Source organism: Salmonella bongori NCTC 12419, assembly GCF_000252995.1.
In the GTDB taxonomy this organism is placed as follows: Bacteria; Pseudomonadota; Gammaproteobacteria; order Enterobacterales; family Enterobacteriaceae; genus Salmonella; species Salmonella bongori.
Map to the genome: position 1 here is coordinate 1757623 of NC_015761.1, position 19625 is coordinate 1777247.

General features: G+C 50.6%; 14 protein-coding genes, 2 tRNA genes and 2 other RNA genes. 9 read left to right on the forward strand and 9 right to left on the reverse strand.

Annotation, left to right across the window (positions count from 1 at the left end; translation table 11 throughout):
* The first annotated feature begins 439 nt into the window (after positions 1-439).
* Complete coding sequence (gene adhE, locus SBG_RS08260) at positions 440-3118, forward strand: bifunctional acetaldehyde-CoA/alcohol dehydrogenase (RefSeq protein ID WP_000301669.1); 2679 nt, start codon at positions 440-442, stop codon at positions 3116-3118.
* A gap of 190 nt (positions 3119-3308) precedes the next feature.
* On the opposite strand, the gene tdk is transcribed toward adhE, so the two are convergent.
* Positions 3309-3926, reverse strand: a complete 618-nt coding sequence (tdk, locus tag SBG_RS08265) for a thymidine kinase (protein ID WP_000068090.1) — start codon at positions 3924-3926, stop codon at positions 3309-3311.
* Positions 3927-4463: 537 nt separating this feature from the next.
* Here tdk and hns point away from each other — a divergent pair.
* The gene (hns, locus tag SBG_RS08270; protein ID WP_001287383.1) at positions 4464-4877 is read left to right on the forward strand and encodes a histone-like nucleoid-structuring protein H-NS; all 414 of its coding nucleotides are present in this window, start codon (positions 4464-4466) and stop codon (positions 4875-4877) included.
* 129 nt (positions 4878-5006) lie between these two features.
* Here hns and galU read toward each other — a convergent pair whose 3' ends face one another.
* The 3 genes from galU to rssA all read right to left on the reverse strand — a co-directional run bounded on the left by galU (position 5007) and on the right by rssA (position 8127).
* Complete coding sequence (gene galU / locus SBG_RS08275; RefSeq protein WP_000729447.1) at positions 5007-5915, reverse strand: UTP--glucose-1-phosphate uridylyltransferase GalU; 909 nt, start codon at positions 5913-5915, stop codon at positions 5007-5009.
* 202 nt (positions 5916-6117) lie between these two features.
* Positions 6118-7131, reverse strand: coding sequence for a two-component system response regulator RssB (gene rssB, locus SBG_RS08280; RefSeq protein ID WP_000193426.1), 1014 nt, complete (start codon positions 7129-7131; stop codon positions 6118-6120).
* 90 nt (positions 7132-7221) lie between these two features.
* Positions 7222-8127: a patatin-like phospholipase RssA gene (gene rssA / locus SBG_RS08285; protein ID WP_001230582.1), complete on the reverse strand. Its 906-nt coding sequence runs from the start codon at positions 8125-8127 to the stop codon at positions 7222-7224.
* Between the two features lie 108 nt (positions 8128-8235).
* Here rssA and SBG_RS08290 point away from each other — a divergent pair, with 108 nt between their 5' ends.
* The 7 genes from SBG_RS08290 (at position 8236) to SBG_RS08310 (ending at position 11023) form a co-directional block, all read left to right on the forward strand.
* A complete protein-coding gene (locus SBG_RS08290; protein ID WP_024135027.1) occupies positions 8236-8694 on the forward strand; it encodes a YchJ family protein in 459 nt (152 codons plus the stop codon).
* A 50-nt stretch (positions 8695-8744) separates the two neighbouring features.
* Positions 8745-9587: a formyltetrahydrofolate deformylase gene (purU, locus tag SBG_RS08295; RefSeq protein WP_001191150.1), complete on the forward strand. Its 843-nt coding sequence runs from the start codon at positions 8745-8747 to the stop codon at positions 9585-9587.
* A gap of 157 nt (positions 9588-9744) precedes the next feature.
* Positions 9745-9829, forward strand: a tRNA-Tyr gene (locus tag SBG_RS08300).
* A gap of 44 nt (positions 9830-9873) precedes the next feature.
* Positions 9874-10005: non-coding RNA, RtT sRNA (locus tag SBG_RS21655), on the forward strand.
* Positions 10006-10040: 35 nt separating this feature from the next.
* Positions 10041-10125 (forward strand) — tRNA-Tyr (locus SBG_RS08305).
* Between the two features lie 44 nt (positions 10126-10169).
* Positions 10170-10300, forward strand: a non-coding RNA gene (locus tag SBG_RS21660) — RtT sRNA.
* 156 nt (positions 10301-10456) lie between these two features.
* The gene (locus SBG_RS08310) at positions 10457-11023 is read left to right on the forward strand and encodes an AAA family ATPase (protein WP_000178083.1); all 567 of its coding nucleotides are present in this window, start codon (positions 10457-10459) and stop codon (positions 11021-11023) included.
* 66 nt (positions 11024-11089) lie between these two features.
* Here SBG_RS08310 and narI read toward each other — a convergent pair whose 3' ends face one another.
* From narI to SBG_RS08335, 5 genes are all read right to left on the reverse strand, one after another.
* Positions 11090-11767, reverse strand: coding sequence for a respiratory nitrate reductase subunit gamma (narI, locus tag SBG_RS08315; RefSeq protein WP_000545590.1), 678 nt, complete (start codon positions 11765-11767; stop codon positions 11090-11092).
* Positions 11767-12477, reverse strand: coding sequence for a nitrate reductase molybdenum cofactor assembly chaperone (gene narJ / locus SBG_RS08320; RefSeq protein WP_000571674.1), 711 nt, complete (start codon positions 12475-12477; stop codon positions 11767-11769). The genes narI and narJ overlap by 1 nt, the downstream gene beginning before the upstream one ends.
* On the reverse strand, positions 12474-14012 hold the full coding sequence (gene narH, locus SBG_RS08325) for a nitrate reductase subunit beta (protein WP_000702634.1): 1539 nt from the start codon (positions 14010-14012) through the stop codon (positions 12474-12476). The genes narJ and narH overlap by 4 nt, the downstream gene beginning before the upstream one ends.
* Complete coding sequence (locus SBG_RS08330; RefSeq protein WP_000032900.1) at positions 14009-17752, reverse strand: nitrate reductase subunit alpha; 3744 nt, start codon at positions 17750-17752, stop codon at positions 14009-14011. Before SBG_RS08330 ends, narH begins: the two co-directional genes overlap by 4 nt.
* 386 nt (positions 17753-18138) lie before the next feature.
* Positions 18139-19536 carry a NarK family nitrate/nitrite MFS transporter gene (locus SBG_RS08335; RefSeq protein WP_000019865.1) on the reverse strand — a complete coding sequence of 466 codons (1398 nt, stop codon included), beginning with the start codon at positions 19534-19536 and terminating at the stop codon, positions 18139-18141.
* Positions 19537-19625 lie beyond the last annotated feature (89 nt).

A 19625-nucleotide genomic window follows, 5' to 3' on the forward strand; every position in this document is an offset into this window, starting at 1 on the left:
TCATTAATGATAAAAACGCGCTGAAGATACGCCTTTTAGCCGCATAGTTCACCTCTTATCTGCGCCTAATTTCATCCATTCAGCGATGTTATTAATATGTACTAATTATGCTAATGCGCTCATTATTCATGACAAAGATTTTTTAACACTCCCCCTTAAACGTTCGAATGGCCTGCTGAAAGGTGTCAGCTTTGCGTAAACTTGATTTAGATCACACAATCGCTACTCAGAAGTGAGTAATCTTGCTTACGCCACCTGGACGTAACGCGTTAGAGTTAAATGAAGCTGACGCAGAAGCTCTTTTAGTAAATCAGAGCGAAACGGACGTTAAGTAACCACCTGAAATTCAGGCATTTATACAAAGTATCGTCGATCTGTCTATACTCACGTATCGCGCAGATGATTTACTAAAAAAGTTTAACATTATCAGGAGAGCATTATGGCTGTTACTAATGTCGCTGAACTTAACGCACTCGTAGAGCGTGTAAAAAAAGCCCAGCGTGAATATGCCAGTTTCACTCAAGAACAAGTCGACAAAATCTTCCGCGCTGCCGCTCTGGCCGCTGCTGATGCCCGAATTCCGCTGGCTAAAATGGCCGTTGCTGAATCCGGTATGGGTATCGTTGAAGATAAAGTGATTAAAAACCACTTCGCTTCCGAATATATCTACAACGCCTATAAAGATGAAAAAACCTGCGGCGTGCTGTCTGAAGATGACACCTTCGGGACTATCACTATTGCAGAACCTATCGGCATTATTTGCGGTATCGTGCCAACTACTAACCCGACGTCTACTGCTATCTTCAAATCTCTGATTAGCCTGAAGACCCGTAACGCCATCATCTTCTCCCCACATCCGCGCGCTAAAGAAGCAACCAACAAAGCCGCAGATATCGTTCTGCAGGCGGCTATCGCCGCAGGCGCGCCGAAAGATCTCATCGGCTGGATCGATCAACCTTCCGTCGAGCTGTCTAACGCTCTGATGCACCACCCGGATATCAACCTGATTCTGGCAACAGGTGGCCCTGGCATGGTTAAAGCAGCGTACAGTTCCGGTAAACCAGCTATCGGCGTGGGCGCGGGCAACACCCCCGTTGTCATTGATGAAACCGCTGATATCAAACGTGCTGTCGCGTCTGTTTTGATGTCCAAAACCTTCGATAACGGCGTTATCTGTGCTTCTGAACAGTCTGTTGTTGTTGTTGATTCCGTTTATGATGCCGTTCGCGAACGTTTCGCCAGCCACGGCGGCTACATGCTGCAAGGGCAGGAGCTGAAAGCGGTTCAGGACGTCATTCTGAAAAATGGCGCGCTGAACGCCGCTATTGTTGGTCAGCCAGCATACAAAATCGCTGAACTGGCAGGTTTCTCCGTACCAGAGACCACCAAGATCCTGATTGGTGAAGTCACGATTGTTGATGAAAGCGAGCCGTTTGCCCACGAAAAACTGTCTCCGACACTGGCGATGTATCGCGCGAAAGATTTCGAAGAAGCGGTTGAGAAAGCAGAAAAACTGGTGGCGATGGGCGGTATTGGGCACACCTCTTGCCTGTACACTGACCAGGACAACCAGCAGGATCGCGTGAACTACTTCGGCCAGAAGATGAAAACCGCGCGTATCCTGATTAACACCCCGGCGTCTCAGGGTGGTATCGGTGACCTGTACAACTTCAAACTCGCACCTTCCCTGACTCTGGGTTGTGGTTCCTGGGGTGGTAACTCCATCTCCGAAAACGTTGGTCCGAAACATCTGATCAACAAGAAAACCGTTGCTAAGCGAGCTGAAAACATGTTGTGGCATAAACTTCCGAAATCTATCTACTTCCGCCGTGGATCTCTGCCTATCGCGCTGGATGAAGTGATTACCGATGGACACAAACGTGCGCTCATCGTCACTGACCGTTTCCTGTTTAACAATGGTTATGCCGATCAGATCACCTCTGTACTGAAAGCGGCTGGCGTTGAAACTGAAGTCTTCTTTGAAGTTGAAGCTGACCCAACCCTGTCTGTTGTTCGCAAAGGCGCTGAACTGGCGAATTCCTTTAAACCAGACGTGATTATTGCGCTGGGCGGCGGTTCCCCGATGGATGCTGCAAAAATCATGTGGGTAATGTACGAACATCCGGAAACCCACTTCGAAGAACTGGCGCTGCGCTTTATGGATATCCGTAAACGTATCTACAAGTTCCCGAAAATGGGCGTGAAAGCGAAAATGATCGCCGTCACCACCACTTCCGGTACTGGTTCTGAAGTAACGCCATTCGCGGTTGTGACGGATGATGCTACTGGCCAGAAATATCCGCTGGCAGACTATGCGCTGACCCCAGATATGGCGATTGTCGACGCCAACCTGGTAATGGATATGCCGAAGTCTCTGTGCGCATTCGGTGGTCTTGATGCGGTCACTCACGCGCTGGAAGCTTATGTTTCTGTACTGGCTTCAGAATTCTCTGACGGTCAGGCGCTGCAGGCACTGAAACTGCTGAAAGAAAATCTGCCGGCATCTTATCACGAAGGGTCTAAAAACCCGGTAGCCCGTGAGCGTGTTCACAGTGCAGCGACTATCGCCGGTATCGCGTTTGCTAACGCCTTCCTCGGCGTATGTCACTCTATGGCGCACAAACTGGGTTCTCAGTTCCATATTCCGCATGGCCTGGCGAATGCCCTGCTGATTTGCAACGTTATCCGCTATAACGCGAATGACAACCCAACCAAGCAAACCGCCTTCAGCCAGTACGACCGTCCGCAGGCACGCCGTCGTTATGCGGAAGTTGCTGACCATCTGGGTCTGAGCCAACCGGGCGACCGCACCGCGGCGAAAATCGAAAGGCTGCTGGGCTGGCTGGAAAGCCTGAAAGCGGAACTGGGTATTCCGAAATCTATCCGCGAAGCCGGCGTTCAGGAAGCTGACTTCCTGGCGAATGTCGACAAACTGTCTGAAGATGCTTTCGATGACCAGTGTACCGGCGCGAACCCGCGTTACCCGCTGATCTCCGAACTGAAACAGATTCTACTGGATACTTACTACGGTCGTGATTTCACCGAAGGTGAAACTGCAGCGAAGAAAGTTATCGTTGCCGCCCCGAAAGCAGAGAAAAAAGCGAAAAAATCCGCTTAATTCGTTATCCGCTTTACCCTAATAATAACGGCCTCCATGGAGGCCGTTTTTTTTGTTTACCTGTTGTCAGACGTTTGAGACGTTGTGCTTATCCAATCTACAATGCCCACGCCGCTACCCAGCAATCACCATCTGAAGAGTGAATATAAAGCGCTACAGAACGTTTTATTAGCCGATGGCTATCCTCATATCAAATATGACGGTGACGCTCCTGAATCGCCGTCAGCGAGCCCTCTTCCAGAGCTTCCTTATAATGCTTACGGCAAACCGAAACGTAACGCTCATTCCCGCCAATAACCACCTGCTCGCCTTCATTATATGGCCTTCCATCCTGGTCAAGGCGCAGAACCATACTGGCTTTACGACCGCAAAAGCAGATGGTTTTTAATTCCACCAGCTTATCTGACCACGACAGTAAGTATTGACTACCGACAAACAGCTCACCACGAAAGTCTGTTCGTAGCCCGTAGCAAAGCACCGGAATATCTAACCTGTCAACAACCTCGGATAATTGATAAACCTGTTGGCGCGTCAAAAACTGGCTTTCATCGACTAACACGCAATGTATTGCCTGCTGTGCGTTCTCGGCACAAATCTCTTCAAACAGGGATGTATTTTGGTTAAACAATTTTGCCGGCGACGACAAACCAATACGAGAGCTTACTTTACCGGCACCGAAACGATCGTCGATTTCCGCCGTATATACGACAGTACGCATCCCGCGCTCCTGATAATTGTATGAAGATTGCAGCAATGCAGTCGACTTACCCGCATTCATTGCCGAATAGTAGAAATATAGCTGTGCCATTGGCCGCAGGACCTCACCTGAGTGAAATAAAGATTGGCGGGATTGTACCATAATTTACTGGCGCGACGGCGCGACTCGCGCGCCGTCGCGTATTAAGAATTGCGCAAACATCGCTCACTATACACATTCCTACACAAATTATGCCGTTAAAATTCATCAACAATGCTTATCATCACCCACCAATATGAAAACCTTGTACTTATTGTTGCCGTTACTCATATCTGGCGCAAAGTAATAGGTGTTTCGTGTAAGGCACGCTAATACAAGAGATTGATATCCCTACAATGAGATCGTATTTCATCATGATAAAATGTGACCTGAATCCTAAATTTTTAGCGTTGAGCGATGAGTATCCCCCCTGCCAATAAGCTCTTTTTTGTGCGTCGTCTCAAGGAAAATTTAAGTTGAGATAATTAAGACGTGTACTTAATAAAGCGTAATTTTGAATTCCTTACATTCCTGGCTATTGCACAACTGAATTTATCGCTCTATTATTAGCTCAACAAACCACCCCAATATAAGTTTGAGATTACTACAATGAGCGAAGCACTTAAAATTCTGAACAACATCCGTACTCTTCGTGCGCAGGCAAGAGAATGCACTCTGGAAACGCTTGAAGAAATGCTGGAAAAATTAGAAGTTGTCGTTAACGAGCGTCGTGAAGAAGAAAGCGCTGCTGCTGCTGAAGTGGAAGAGCGTACTCGTAAACTGCAACAGTACCGTGAAATGTTAATTGCCGATGGCATTGACCCGAATGAACTGCTGAATAGCATGGCTGCCGCTAAATCCGGTACTAAAGCTAAACGCGCAGCCCGTCCAGCTAAATATAGCTATGTTGACGAAAACGGTGAAACTAAAACCTGGACTGGCCAGGGTCGTACACCGGCTGTAATCAAAAAAGCAATGGAAGAACAAGGCAAGCAGCTGGAAGACTTCCTGATCAAGGAATAATGTTTTTCCCGGTTGCTTAAAATCCCGCCGCTGGCGGGATTTTTTTTGCCAATGTTCTCCCCTGATGCGAACACGCATAAAAAAAGCGCTGGCTTACCAACGCTTCTGTTAAAAAATTATAACGTCTCGTTACTTCTTAATACCCATCTCTTCTTCAAGCCAGGCTTTAAATTCAGCCCCCAGCGAATTATGGCGGATGCCATATTCAACAAATGCCTGCATATATCCCAGCTTATTACCACAGTCATGGCTTTTGCCCTTCATATGGTAGGCTTCAACCGTTTCTTTTTCGATCAGCATATCGATAGCGTCGGTCAACTGAATTTCATCTCCGGCCCCTGGAGGTGTTTTCGCTAATAATGCCCAGATATCCGCGCTCAGCACATAACGCCCAACAATCGCAAGGTTAGACGGCGCCACATCCGCTTTTGGTTTTTCAACCACACCAACCATGGGCACGCTCTCACCTGGCGCCAGATCAACGCCTTTACAATCTACCACGCCGTATGCAGTAACATCTGCTACCGGTTCAACCATAATTTGGCTGTTTCCGGTTTCGTCGAAGCGGCGAATCATTTCAGCCAGATTGTCCTGCGACAGATCGGACTCATATTCGTCAAGAATAACGTCTGGCAGAATAACGGCGACAGGCTCGTTCCCAACAACCGGATGCGCGCACAATACGGCATGACCCAGACCTTTTGCCAGCCCCTGGCGCACCTGCATTATCGTGACATGCGGTGGGCAAATAGACTGAACTTCTTCCAGAAGCTGACGCTTAACACGTTTTTCCAGCATCGCTTCCAGTTCAAAACTGGTATCAAAGTGGTTTTCAATGGAATTTTTAGATGAGTGCGTAACAAGCACAATTTCAGTAATGCCTGCAGCGATACATTCGTTCACGACGTACTGAATTAATGGCTTATCGACCAGCGGCAGCATCTCTTTCGGGATTGCTTTAGTTGCTGGCAGCATCCTGGTTCCCAATCCCGCGACCGGGATAACGGCTTTTTTGACTTTCGAATTAAGGGCAGCCATTTAAAATTCTCCTGGACTGTTCATGTATTGAACGTGTTCATTAATCTGTATCGTGTTCCAGTATATCAGTACCGGAACAAGCCTCAGGTCCAAAAAGGACTTATATTGGTATAATTAAGACAAATACTTATAAATCTGCCACTGATAGTAACATTCGTCGGGAAAGGCCGGTAAAGCAATTTTCTTCCATTCTTTCGTTTGGTCATTCCGCAGCCAACATCAACCGCAGACGCCCTCCTGCTCCCCATATTTGACATTGCCATGAGTCGCAACGCTGACTTAATTGGTTAAGATATGCGTTACCCAACGTTCCTAAAGGTACGCCGTTGCTGATTTGAACCTGGTGAGCGCCAGTATTTAAGGTTGCGTTCAATCCGGCGGAAACGAGTATCAAATTTTTGAGGCCACTGTGATAGTAACCAACAAATAGCGGGAATTGACCGGGTAAATTCGCTTGCCTGAGCAGGTGATTGACCTGTTTTAATAGAGTACCCAATTCCGGTAAACGGTGTTTTTGTTGACCAAGCTGCTCCTGCAGCAAGCCATTAAATAGCGCCCGCAGCAACAACGCGGCTAAAACGCCATTATCACCTGCCCGGGTTACATCCAGACAATAAAATGCCAGTTCGTTATCGGAGAGCGGCGCAATATCCAGCACCAGCCCTGGCTGATCGGCAGAAACAAGCTGCCGGTAATTAATGCGGCAATGGGAAATTACCTGCTGTACCGGGGGCTGTAACTCCTGCAACAGTTGTGCGGCGGCGACCGGATTACTCACCATCGCATCCCAGTCCCGAAACAGACGCTCTTCCTCTTCAACCCGTGAGTTAAACATATTGGGGTATAAGCAGGCGAACACCGTTTCCCGTAATCGGTTGAGGTCTTTTACCGGCTTCAGTAACACATCCTCAACCCCAAGGCGTAGCGCTTTAGCGATATCCGCCATATTTTCGGTTGCGGAAATAACCAAAACAGGTGTCTGGTTTCCGCGATTGCGTAAGTTTTCTACCAGTTTGAGACCGTTCATTCTCGGCATGGCGATATCACAGATCATAAGATCGGGCGTAAAATGCCCTATCAACTCCAGGGCATCTACCCCGTCGCCTGCCAATGCCGTTGTCGCTCCCAAAGAGGAAAACCACGAATCCAGAAGCGAGCGAAATACAGGCTCGTCTTCAACAATAAGAATCTGTTTTCCGACCAATGGCTGCGTCATGTTCTCTCCCCTGACTGGCTTTGATCAATAGTGGCATGGTATTGCCGCTTGCGCCTGTCAGAATTTGCTTAAGTGATCGTAAAAGGTACATTAAACGTCGGTACGCACCAAGGGTATAAGTTCGTCCATTTTTTTCTCTACGGCTAACTGACCTGCCGCAATAGCAGCATGGGCGCGGTGAAAATCCAGCGTAGAGATTTGCGGACAGAATGGTTGAATGAGAATATCAGGCGGATCGCCAGCCATACGGTTACGTTTAAGGCGATTCTCTAAAACCTGAATGGACGTTGTCATGATTTCCATTGCGCCTGGCGTACTCACGCCACGGCGTGAAGTCAGACTACTGAAGCGTTCTCTTAAACGTTTATGCCAGGGCAATGCATCATCGCCCTCTTCATTTATATTCGCCACATTTACAGAGAGCAAATCTTGCTGCATGAGGTGAGCATCATGTTGCAGGTCTACTGCAATGACAATATCCGCGCCCATCGCCCGGGTTAACGAGACAGGAACAGGATTAACCACTGCGCCATCTACCAGCCAGTAACCGTTATGTGCAACCGGGGCCATCAGTCCTGGCATACTGCACGATGCGCGCACAGCAAGATGTAAATCGCCCTCAGTAAACCATAGCTCCCGCCCGGTGCTAAGATTCGTCGCAACTGCGCCAAAGCGGCGTGTGCAGTGGTCAATATCCGTGACGGGCATAATGTCCCGATAGTGATTAAATACGCGTTCGCCGCGAAGCAACCCTCCTCTGCGCCATGATACATCCATGAGGCGTAAAACATCCCAATAGCGGAATGAACATACCCATTGTTCAAGCGCCGACAATTTATTACAGGCATACGCGGCGCCGACCAGTGAACCTATTGAGCATCCTGCAACAATATCAATATCAATGCCTGTTTGCTTGAGGGCTTTGATGACCCCAATGTGGGACCATCCTCTCGCCGCGCCAGATCCCAGCGCCAGCCCTATTTTCATTTTTCTCATCGTACTTAACGACTTCCCCTGGCTTCAAGACGTAGCAACATCGCCACTGCTCAGTTAACATAACGCCACCCTGGCGTTCAACGCCTTTTTATATTCAGGGAGATTATTGTGTCTCAGCTTTGTCCCTGTGGTAGCGCTGACGAGTATAGCCTATGTTGTGGTCGTATTGTGTCCGGAGAACGAGTAGCACCCGATCCGTCACATCTCATGCGCTCTCGTTACTGCGCTTTTGTGATGAAAGACGCAGATTACCTAATTAAGACCTGGCATCCAACCTGCAATTCGGCCGCCTTTCGCGATGATATCATCGCCGGATTTGCCCATACCCGGTGGCTCGGACTGACTATTTTTGAACATACCTGGTCAGAAGCAGAAAATACAGGTTATGTTAGTTTTATCGCGCGTTTTTCCGAACAAGGGAGAACAGGAGCGATTATCGAGCGTTCCCGTTTTATCAAAGAAAACGGTCAGTGGTACTATATTGATGGCACCCGCCCGCAGTTTGGTCGAAACGATCCCTGCCCGTGCGGTTCAGGCAAAAAATTTAAAAAGTGCTGCGGCCAGTGACGCCTGCCAGTATCGATACAACAAACATTCTCAACAGGATTTTTCCGGCAATGCAATCACTACAACGTAAAGTTCTGCGTACTATTTGTCCCGATCAAAAAGGCCTTATCGCGCGGATTACCAATATTTGTTATAAGCATGAACTTAATATTGTGCAAAACAATGAATTTGTTGACCACCGTACTGGACGCTTTTTTATGCGTACTGAGTTGGAAGGCATCTTCAATGACGCTACTCTACTGGCCGATCTGGATAGCGCTTTACCGGAAGGCTCTGTTCGCGAGTTAAACCCCGCCGGACGCCGTCGCGTGGTGATTCTGGTCACCAAAGAAGCGCATTGTCTGGGTGACCTGCTAATGAAAGCCAATTATGGTGGACTGGATGTTGAAATTGCCGCGGTAATTGGCAACCATGAAACGCTGCGTTCCCTGGTTGAACGTTTTGAGATCCCTTTCGAGCTGGTTAGCCACGAGGGATTAACGCGTGAAGAGCATGACAGCAAGATGGCGGATGCTATTGATGCTCATCAACCAGACTATGTGGTGCTGGCCAAATACATGCGCGTTTTAACCCCGGAGTTTGTGGCGCGTTTCCCAAACAAAATTATTAATATCCACCACTCCTTCCTGCCAGCCTTTATCGGCGCACGTCCATATCATCAGGCCTATGAGCGCGGCGTGAAAATCATCGGCGCTACGGCGCACTATGTAAATGATAATCTGGATGAAGGCCCGATCATTATGCAAGACGTCATTCATGTGGATCACACCTATACCGCAGAAGACATGATGCGTGCCGGGCGTGACGTTGAGAAAAATGTGTTAAGCCGTGCGTTGTACCAGGTTCTGGCACAGCGCGTGTTTGTTTATGGCAACCGGACGATTATTCTTTAATCGTCAGGAAAATGAATTGATTAGCTTTAATCCGTTACGGATGAAAAGTACGCAAACAGTTCATTTCAGGCAAAGGAATGCTTTACAGCGGCGCGTCATTTGATATGATGCGCCCCGCTTCCCAAAAGGAAGCAGGCCAGTATTAGCATTACCCCGTGGTGGGGTTCCCGAGCGGCCAAAGGGAGCAGACTGTAAATCTGCCGTCATCGACTTCGAAGGTTCGAATCCTTCCCCCACCACCATTATTCACTACAGCGATGTAGTTAACTCGATGAGCAATGCAGAAGTTTGCACTTGTCGGGGAAGGGTGAGAACCTTCGATTAAGGTTCGACTCGAGCGAAAGCGAGAGAACGTTGCCAACGGCAACGGCCCGTAGGGTGAGGAGCGAAGCGACGAATAATCCTTCCCCCACCACCATCTTTATGCCAGACCTCAAAAGTTGAATTACCCCTGGTGGGGTTCCCGAGCGGCCAAAGGGAGCAGACTGTAAATCTGCCGTCACAGACTTCGAAGGTTCGAATCCTTCCCCCACCACCATCAATTTCGTTGCGTATATTTCCCTTTTTAAGCACATTGTCTTATATTTCTCCGGACGGGGAAAGGTGAGAAGCTTCGCCTCAGGTTCAATTCAGGCGTAGCGAGAAAGCGTTGCCGCAAGCAACGACCCAAAGGGCGAGTCGCCGCGCGACGCGTCATCCTTCCCCCACACGCTCTTGCATACTTCACTGCACCTATCCTGCTTCGAATTATATTGCCTGTACCCATTGCCCGGCGGCGCTCACGCTTACCAGGCCTCCCCCCCGCTCTCACGTAGGCTGGATAAGGCGCAGTTCACAACCGCATCCGGTAAACACCACAGGAATGCCAGATGACCATGAAAACGAATCCGCGAATCATTCTCACCGGTGGTCCTTGCGCCGGAAAAAGCACTTTATTGCACGCCCTTAAAAAACAAGGATTTTGCTGTCAGGAAGAGTCCGGACGCGCGATCATTCAGGATCAAAAACGCATTGGCGGTCCAGGCTTACCCTCGGTATCACCATTATTGTTTGCCGAACTGATGCTGACGCTGGATATACGTGGCTGGCATCAGGCACAGAACAGCCCGACAATGGTGTTCTATGATCGTGGAATACCGGATATTGCAGGCTATCTGACGCTTGTGGGCGAAACCGTCCCGGACCATCTCATCAATGCGATTCACCATTTCCGTTACGCCTCAACGGTCATTTTACTTCCTCCCTGGAGAGCTATTTACCACCAGGATAACGAGCGTAAACAGTCATGGGATGAGGCGGTCAGAACCTACGAGGCGATGGTTAGGACATATCAGCACTACGGTTACCAACTGTATACACTCCCTTTCGCTTCGGTGAACGCACGAATGGAGCAACTCATCGATAAGATCAGGTCGATTAAGACGACGGAGGGATAATGCCATCTGGCAAGCAGTCGTAAAAAACCCTGCCGAAGCAGGGTTAAAACGTTTTAATAATGACTATCAGTGACGCGCGCGGACAATCTGATATTTACGAGTCAGATATTCAACCGGCACGCTCCAGATATGCACCAGACGCGAGAACGGGAACAGCAGGAATAGCGTCATCCCCAGTACCAGATGCAGACGGTAAATAAACGCCACGCCGTCCAGATGAGCAGAGGCACCACCGTGGAACGTCACGATAGACTGCGCCCAGCCGACCAGCTTCATCATTTCGCTCCCGTCCATATGCTGGGCAGAGAACGGAATAGTCAGCAGCCCCAGCGCACACTGGATCACCAGCAGCGTCAGAATCAGAATATCCGCACCGGTCGTCGTCGCCCGCACGCGCGGACTGAACAGACGACGCTTGAGCAGCAGCACGCCGCCAATAAGGCACATAACGCCAGCCGCCCCGCCGCCGATCATTGCCATCTTCTGTTTCACCGCAATCGGCAACCATGCTTCGTACATCCAGTGCGGCGTCAGCATTCCCAGGAAATGACCGGCAAAAATGCCCAGAATGCCAATGTGGAACAGGTTTGACGCCAGGTTCATACCTTTACGATCCAGCATCTGGCTTGACGCGGCACGCCAGCTATATTGCCCGTAATCATAACGTAACCAGCTACCAACGAGGAAAACGGCGCCCGCAATGTACGGATAGATGTCAAAGAAGAACATATTCAGGAAGTGCATTAGTGCTGTCCTCCGGTGGTGATATTCAAATATTGCGGTGCCACTGCTCCGGCAAAACGACGCTGGTGAGCAGCGATTTCAGATTCGCCACAGCCCTGATCGGCAAAGAATTTCACCTGCTCTTCTTCCCAGACAGCATCCAGCGCCTGCGGGGTATCATCGCGAACTTCATCAGCGATTTTCTCAGCCACTTTTTCACTGTCGATCGTTGTATTTGCCAGTTTCAGCAGCAGATCAAACAGCACGGCATAGCGGCTTTCACGCTGGTGCAGACGCGCGCTCAGCAACGCCAGGATCGGCGCGATGTCTTGTAATCCTCCCAGCGCTTCGCTTTTTGGCAGATGCGCCAGATATTCCAGATACAGCGGCAGATGATCCGGCAGCTCACGGCTATCAAGTTGTAAACCGTGCTGTTCATACTGCGCCATCAGGTCAACCATTGCCTGGCCCCGGTCGCGGGACTCTCCATGAACGTGTTCAAATAGCAGCAGCGATGTGGCGCGCCCACGATCGAACAGTTCGCTGTAGCCTGACTGGGCATCCAGCATATCCTGCGCCGTCAAATCACGCAGGAAGAGGCTAAGCGTGTGGGCATCTTCCTGGCCCAAATTTTCAGATGACGCGAGTGCATCAAAGAGTTCCTGCTGATGCTGCCATAAGGCAGCATCCGGGTACTCGAGCAGACGCGAAACAATGACGAGTTCAATCATTGGTGCGACTCCGTTTTGCTGGTCACATCAACCGCATCAATTCGACGGCTGTTGAACAGGTTAAATTTGGTATCCGAGCCGTGGCAACCGTCACCGAAGGTAAAGCCGCAACCGCTTTTCTCCGGGAACGCATCACGCGCCAGCTCACGATGGCTACTCGGTACCACAAAGCGATCTTCGTAGTTGGCAATCGCCAGATAGCGATACATTTCCTGCGCCTGCGCTTCAGTTAACCCCACCTCTTCCAGCGCACGAGTATCCACTTTGCCATCGACGGTTTCAGCACGTTTGTAGTGACGCATCGCCAGCATGCGTTTCAGCGCCAGCAGTACCGGCTGGGTATCACCCGCAGTGAGCAGGTTAGCCAGGTACTGAACCGGGATACGCAGGCTGTCCACATCCGGCAGAATACCGTTACTGCCCAGTTCGCCCGCGTCGGCCGCAGACTGGATTGGGGACAGCGGCGGCACGTACCATACCATTGGTAGCGTGCGGTATTCCGGATGCAGCGGTAGCGCCAGCTTCCAGTCCATCGCCATTTTATAAACCGGCGACTGTTGCGCGGCATCGATCACGCTCAGCGGAATACCGTCCTTCAGCGCTTGTTCAATCACCGCCGGATCGTTCGGATCGAGGAATACATCGAGCTGGCGTTGATACAGATCTTTTTCATTCTCGGTGCTGGCTGCGCTTTCAATTGCATCGGCATCGTACAGCAACACGCCAAGATAACGGATACGCCCTACGCAGGTTTCAGAACAGACGGTCGGCTGACCCGCTTCAATGCGCGGATAACAGAAGATGCACTTCTCAGATTTACCGCTCTTCCAGTTGAAGTAGATCTTTTTGTATGGGCAGCCGGTGATGCACATCCGCCAGCCGCGGCACTTGTCCTGGTCGATCAGGACAATACCGTCTTCTTCACGCTTGTAGATGGCGCCGCTCGGGCAGGTCGCCACACATGCCGGGTTCAGGCAATGCTCACACAGACGCGGTAGATACATCATGAAGGTGTTTTCGAACTGGCCGTACATTGCCTTCTGCATGTTCTCGAAGTTCTGGTCTTTCGACAGCTTTTCGAACTCACCGCCCAGGTCGTCTTCCCAGTTCGGACCTTTGGTGATTTTGTCCATCCGCTGGCCGGTAATCAGCGAGCGCGGACGGGCAATCGGCTGCGCTTTGCTACCTTCCGGCGCGGTGTGCAGATTCTGATAGTCGAAATCAAACGGTTCATAGTAATCATCCATGCCCGGCAGATGCGGGTTAGCGAAGATTTTGCCCAGCAACATCGCGCGGTTACCCATGCGCGGCTGTAGTTTACCGTTAATTTTACGGATCCAGCCGCCCTTCCACTTCTCCTGGTTTTCCCAGTCGTTCGGGAAACCCACGCCCGGTTTACTTTCGACGTTGTTGAACCAGGCGTATTCCATGCCTTCCCGGCTGGTCCAGACGTTTTTACAGGTGACCGAGCAGGTGTGGCAACCGATGCACTTATCGAGATTCAGCACCATGCCGACTTGTGAACGAATTTTCATTTTACGCTCTCCTGTACCTGGTCATTGCCTTCGCCATCCAACCAGTTAATGTTCTTCATCTTACGTACCACTACAAATTCATCACGGTTAGAGCCGACGGTACCGTAGTAGTTAAAGCCATAGGCCAGCTGAGCATAGCCGCCGATCATATGGGTCGGTTTTGGCGTGATACGGGTCACCGAGTTGTGGATACCGCCGCGCTGCTGGGTGATTTCTGAACCCGGCAGATTAACGATACGTTCCTGCGCGTGGTACATCATGGTCATCCCGGCGGGGACACGCTGGCTGACCACTGCACGGGCAGTTAATGCGCCGTTACTGTTAAAGACTTCAATCCAGTCGTTATCTTCGATGCCCAGATCTTTCGCATCGGCTTCACTCATCCACACAATCGGGCCGCCACGGGATAACGTCAGCATCAGCAGGTTGTCGCTATAGGTAGAGTGGATACCCCACTTCTGGTGCGGTGTCAGGAAGTTAAGCGCTTTTTCCGGATTACCGTTCGATTTCTCGCCCATCACCTCTTTCACTGAGCGGGTATCGATAGGCGGACGGTAAACCAACAGGCTTTCACCAAAATCACGCATCCACTGGTGGTCCTGATACAGCTGCTGGCGACCAGACAACGTACGCCATGGAATTAGCTCATGGACGTTGGTGTAACCGGCATTGTAAGAAACATGTTCATCTTCCAGACCAGACCAGGTCGGGCTGGAGATAATCTTACGCGGCTGCGCCTGAATATCGCGGAAGCGGATTTTCTCGTCTTCTTTATTCAGTGCCAGATGCGTGTGGTCTCGACCGGTAAATTCACTGAGTGCCGCCCAGGCTTTTACCGCCACCTGACCATTAGTTTCCGGTGCCAGCGTCAGGATCATTTCTGCCGCATCAATCGCCGTGTTGAGCATTGGCTGGCCTTTCGCCGGGCCTTCCGCCTTGGTGTAGTTAAGCTTACGCAGCAGATCCATTTCGCTCTGGGTATTCCACGCAATACCTTTCCCACCGTTGCCGATTTTCTCCATCAGCGGGCCGATAGAGGTGAAACGCTCGTATGTCGCCGGATAATCGCGCTCAACGGTCAGAATGTGCGGAGCGGTGACACCCGGAATCAGGTCGCATTCACCTTTCTTCCAGTCTTTGACATCCAGCGGCTGCGCCAGCTCGGCGGCAGAGTCATGCTGGATAGGTAGCGTCACTACATCCGTTTCTTTACCAAGATGCCCTACGCAAACTTCGGAGAATTTCTTCGCAATCGCTTTGTAGATTTCCCAGTCGCTCCTCGATTCCCAGGCAGGGTCAACGGCTGCCGACAAAGGATGAATAAACGGATGCATATCCGAAGTATTCATATCGTCTTTTTCATACCATGTAGCGGTTGGCAGTACGATGTCGGAATACAGACAGGTGCTCGACAGACGGAAGTCCAGCGTCACCACCAGATCCAGCTTGCCGTCGAGGCCATTGTCCTGCCATTCCACTTCTTCTGGTTTAACGCCGCCTTGTTGACCCAGGTCTTTACCCTGAATACCGTGCTCGGTACCCAGCAGGTATTTCAGCATGTATTCATGGCCTTTCCCGGAGGAACCGAGCAGGTTAGAACGCCAGATAAACAAGTTACGCGGATGGTTTTTACCGTTTTCCGGTTGTTCCGCTGCAAAGCGAATCGAGCCTTCCTTCAACGATTTGACCGTGTAATCTACCGGCGTCATACCGGCTTTTTCCGCTTCACGCGCGATATACAGTGGGTTGGTGCCTAACTGCGGCGCAGACGGCAACCAGCCCATCCTTTCCGCACGGACGTTAAAGTCGATCAGATGGCCGCTGTAACGTGATTTATCCGCCATCGGCGACAGCAGTTCCTGCGCGGTAACCGTCTCGTAGCGCCACTGACTGGAGTGGTTATAAAAGTAAGAGGTACTGTTCATGTGACGTGCCGGACGCTGCCAGTCAAGCGCGAACGCCAGTGGCTGCCAGCCGGTCTGCGGACGCAGTTTTTCCTGGCCGACATAGTGCGCCCAGCCGCCGCCGCTCTGGCCGATACAGCCACAAAACACCAGCATATTGATCAAACCACGGTAGTTCATATCGAGATGGTACCAGTGGTTCAGACCCGCCCCCACAATGATCATTGAACGACCGTGTGTTTTATCGGCGTTATCGGCAAATTCACGGGCAATACGCACGATCTGCGCGGCCGGAACACCGGTAATTTTCTCAGCCCACGCTGGGGTATATGCTTTGATTTCGTCGTAGCTGGTCGCACAGTTTTCGTCGTTCAGACCACGTTCCAGACCGTAGTTCGCCATGGTCAGATCGTAAACGGTGGTAACCAGCGCGGTAGAACCATCAGCCAGTTGCAGACGTTTAACTGGTAGCTTGTGCAGCAGCACGTTTTCCAGTTCAACGTTATTGAAATGCTCACTACCTTCGCCGCCAAAATAGGGGAAGCCGACCTCAGCAATGTCGTCCTGGCTACCCAGAATACTGAGCTGAAGTTCAGTTTTTTCACCGGTGGCGCCGTCACGCTGCTCAAGGTTCCATTTGCCTTTTTCCCCCCAGCGGAAGCCGATGGAGCCGTTCGGTGCCACCATTTCGCCATTACTGTTAATGGCAACGGTTTTCCATTCCGGATTATTTTCCTGACCCAGCGCATCGACCAGGTCTGCGGCGCGTAACATACGGCCTGCAGCATAGTAGCCATCACGCGCTTCCAGCATCACCAGCATCGGCATGTCGGTATAGCGACGGACGTAATCGGTAAAATACTGACTCGGGTTATCGAGGTGGAACTCGCGTAGCATGACGTGTCCCATCGCCATCGCCATCGCCGCATCGGTCCCCTGCTTCGGCGCCAGCCACAAATCGCACAGCTTGGCGATTTCAGCATAGTCTGGCGTCACTGCAACAGTTTTTGTCCCTTTGTAACGGACTTCGGTGAAGAAGTGTGCGTCCGGGGTACGGGTCTGCGGCACGTTAGAACCCCAGGCAATGATATAGCTGGAGTTGTACCAGTCGGCAGATTCCGGTACGTCGGTTTGTTCGCCCCAGGTCTGCGGAGAGGCTGGTGGTAAATCACAGTACCAGTCATAGAAACTCAGGCAGGTACCGCCAATTAGCGACAAATAACGCGCGCCGGAAGCATAAGAAACCATCGACATTGCCGGGATCGGTGAGAATCCCGCAACGCGGTCAGGACCATAGGTTTTCACGGTGTAAACGTTTGAGGCGGCAATCAGCTCGTTAACTTCCTGCCAGGAGGAACGTACAAAACCACCGCGTCCACGCGCTTGTTTGAAGCTTTTCGCTTTATCAGTGTCTTCAATAATAGATGCCCACGCCTCTACCGGATCGCGGTGCAATTTTTTCGCTTCACGCCACATCTTCATCAGACGTTTGCGCATTAACGGATATTTCAGACGGTTAGCACTGTAGAGATACCAGGAGTAACTGGCGCCGCGTGGGCAGCCGCGAGGTTCATGGTTTGGCATATCAGGACGGGTGCGCGGATAGTCGGTCTGCTGGGTCTCCCAGGTGACCAGACCGTTTTTCACATAAATTTTCCAGCTACACGAACCGGTGCAGTTCACCCCATGGGTTGAGCGCACAATTTTGTCATGCTGCCAACGTTGGCGGTATCCGTCCTCCCAGTCCCGGTTTGTTTCGAGAAGCTGGCCGTGCCCATCGGCAAAGGTTTCGCCCTTCTGCTTGAAGTAGCGAAACCGGTCCAGGAATTTACTCATCGGGTTTCTCCTGTGTGGAGCCTCACGGCTCTCTGATAAATCGACATTGCTTAACTAACGGCGAAGGTAACGCGCTGAATGGACGTGGGAATTGACAACGATCAAGGCGAACAGGGATGTAAACGCCAGCGCCTTCGTCTGTATACCCCTTTTGGAGGAGGCTTTTATTTTAATTATTTGTTTGATTTAACTAGAAAAAAATAAATGCAGGCCTTTCCTGAATGTTAAATTTTCAACAAGTGGGTATTAAGGGGTATCTTCCTGAATGACAGGTGCAGTTCCCCGCAGCCAGACAGATGATGAATTCCTGTTGTCATTAAGTATGTTGTAACTAAATAGAAATAAAAAAAAGCGCGGTCTAACGCCGCGCAAAGGATAATCAAATATTACTTGTTATTTTTAGAATGACGGCCATATACCGCCCAGGTAATCACGACGCAGGCGATATAAAAAACAAGAAAGATCTTCATCGCACCGACCGGCGAGCCAGTTAATGCCAAAGACGAACCAAACGCTTTCGGAATAAAAAAGCCGCCAATCGCGCCAATCGCGGAAATAAAGCCCAGCGCTGCCGCCGTATCAGTCGCGGCTTCACGCATGGCTCTTTCTTCCGTTCCACCTTCCGCTTTTACCCTGTCCATCGTCAGCTTACGAAAGATAACGGAGATCATCTGGAAGGTAGAACCACTCCCCAGCCCTGCCGTCAGGAACAGCGCCAGGAAAACCACGTAGAATGCAATAAAGCTACCGCCAATACCGCCGGTAGGTAATGTTAAGAACAGCAGTCCGCTGAAGATCGCCATCAAAACAAAGTTGATAAGCGTGACGCGAGTTCCGCCCAGACGGTCAGAAATTGCGCCGCCTGCCGAACGTGCCAGCGCGCCGATAAACGGACCGAAGAATGCGTAATGCAGGATCTGTACATCCGGGAATTGGGTTTTAGAAAGCATAGCGAAACCCGCGGAAAAACCGATAAATGATCCGAAAGTCGCCAGATACAGCAGGCTCATGATCCACAGATGACCACGCTTAAGCACGGGCAATTGCTCTCTTAACGAAGCCTTAGACGTTGCCAGTTCGTTCATACCGAACCAGGCCGCAAGCGTAAAAATGGCCAGGAAAGGAACCCAAATCCAGGCAGCATTGGCCAGATAAAGCTGCGAACCGTCCGGCTGTTCTACACCGTGACTACCGAAAGCGGCAAAAATAGAGAGCGAAACCACCAGCGGCGCAACCAACTGCATCACGCTCACGCCCATATTCCCCAAACCACCATTCAGTCCCAGCGCACCACCCTGCTTTTGCTTAGGAAAGAAAAAGCTGATATTTGCCATACTGGAGGCAAAATTTGCCCCCGCAAAACCGCATAGCAGGGAAATAATAATAAAAGTACTAAATGGCGTACTGGTATCCTGAACAGCAAAGCCTAACCATACGCAAGGCACAATGAGGATGCCGGTACTGAACGCTGTCCAGCGACGTCCGCCGAACAGCGGAACCATAAAAGAATAAGGCACACGCAGCAACGCACCGGAAACGGATGGTAACGCAGTAAGCATAAAGAGCTGATCGGTCGTAAAATTAAATCCCACTTTTGGCAAATTCACCGCTACTGCACTAAATAGCATCCAGACACAAAATGCCAGCAGTAAACAGGGAACGGAAATCCATAAATTGCGGCTGGCAACACGATGGCCGCGCTGTTGCCAGAATGCCGGATCTTCCGGACGCCATTCTGTAATAACAGCGCCAGTTGCCCTTTCCGGGACGGATGAGTGACTCATAGACACCTCTGATTCTTGATTCGATGTCTGCCACATTAGGGTTTACAGCCGAAGGTAAGTTGATATAAATCAAAGGAAAAGTCGTCATC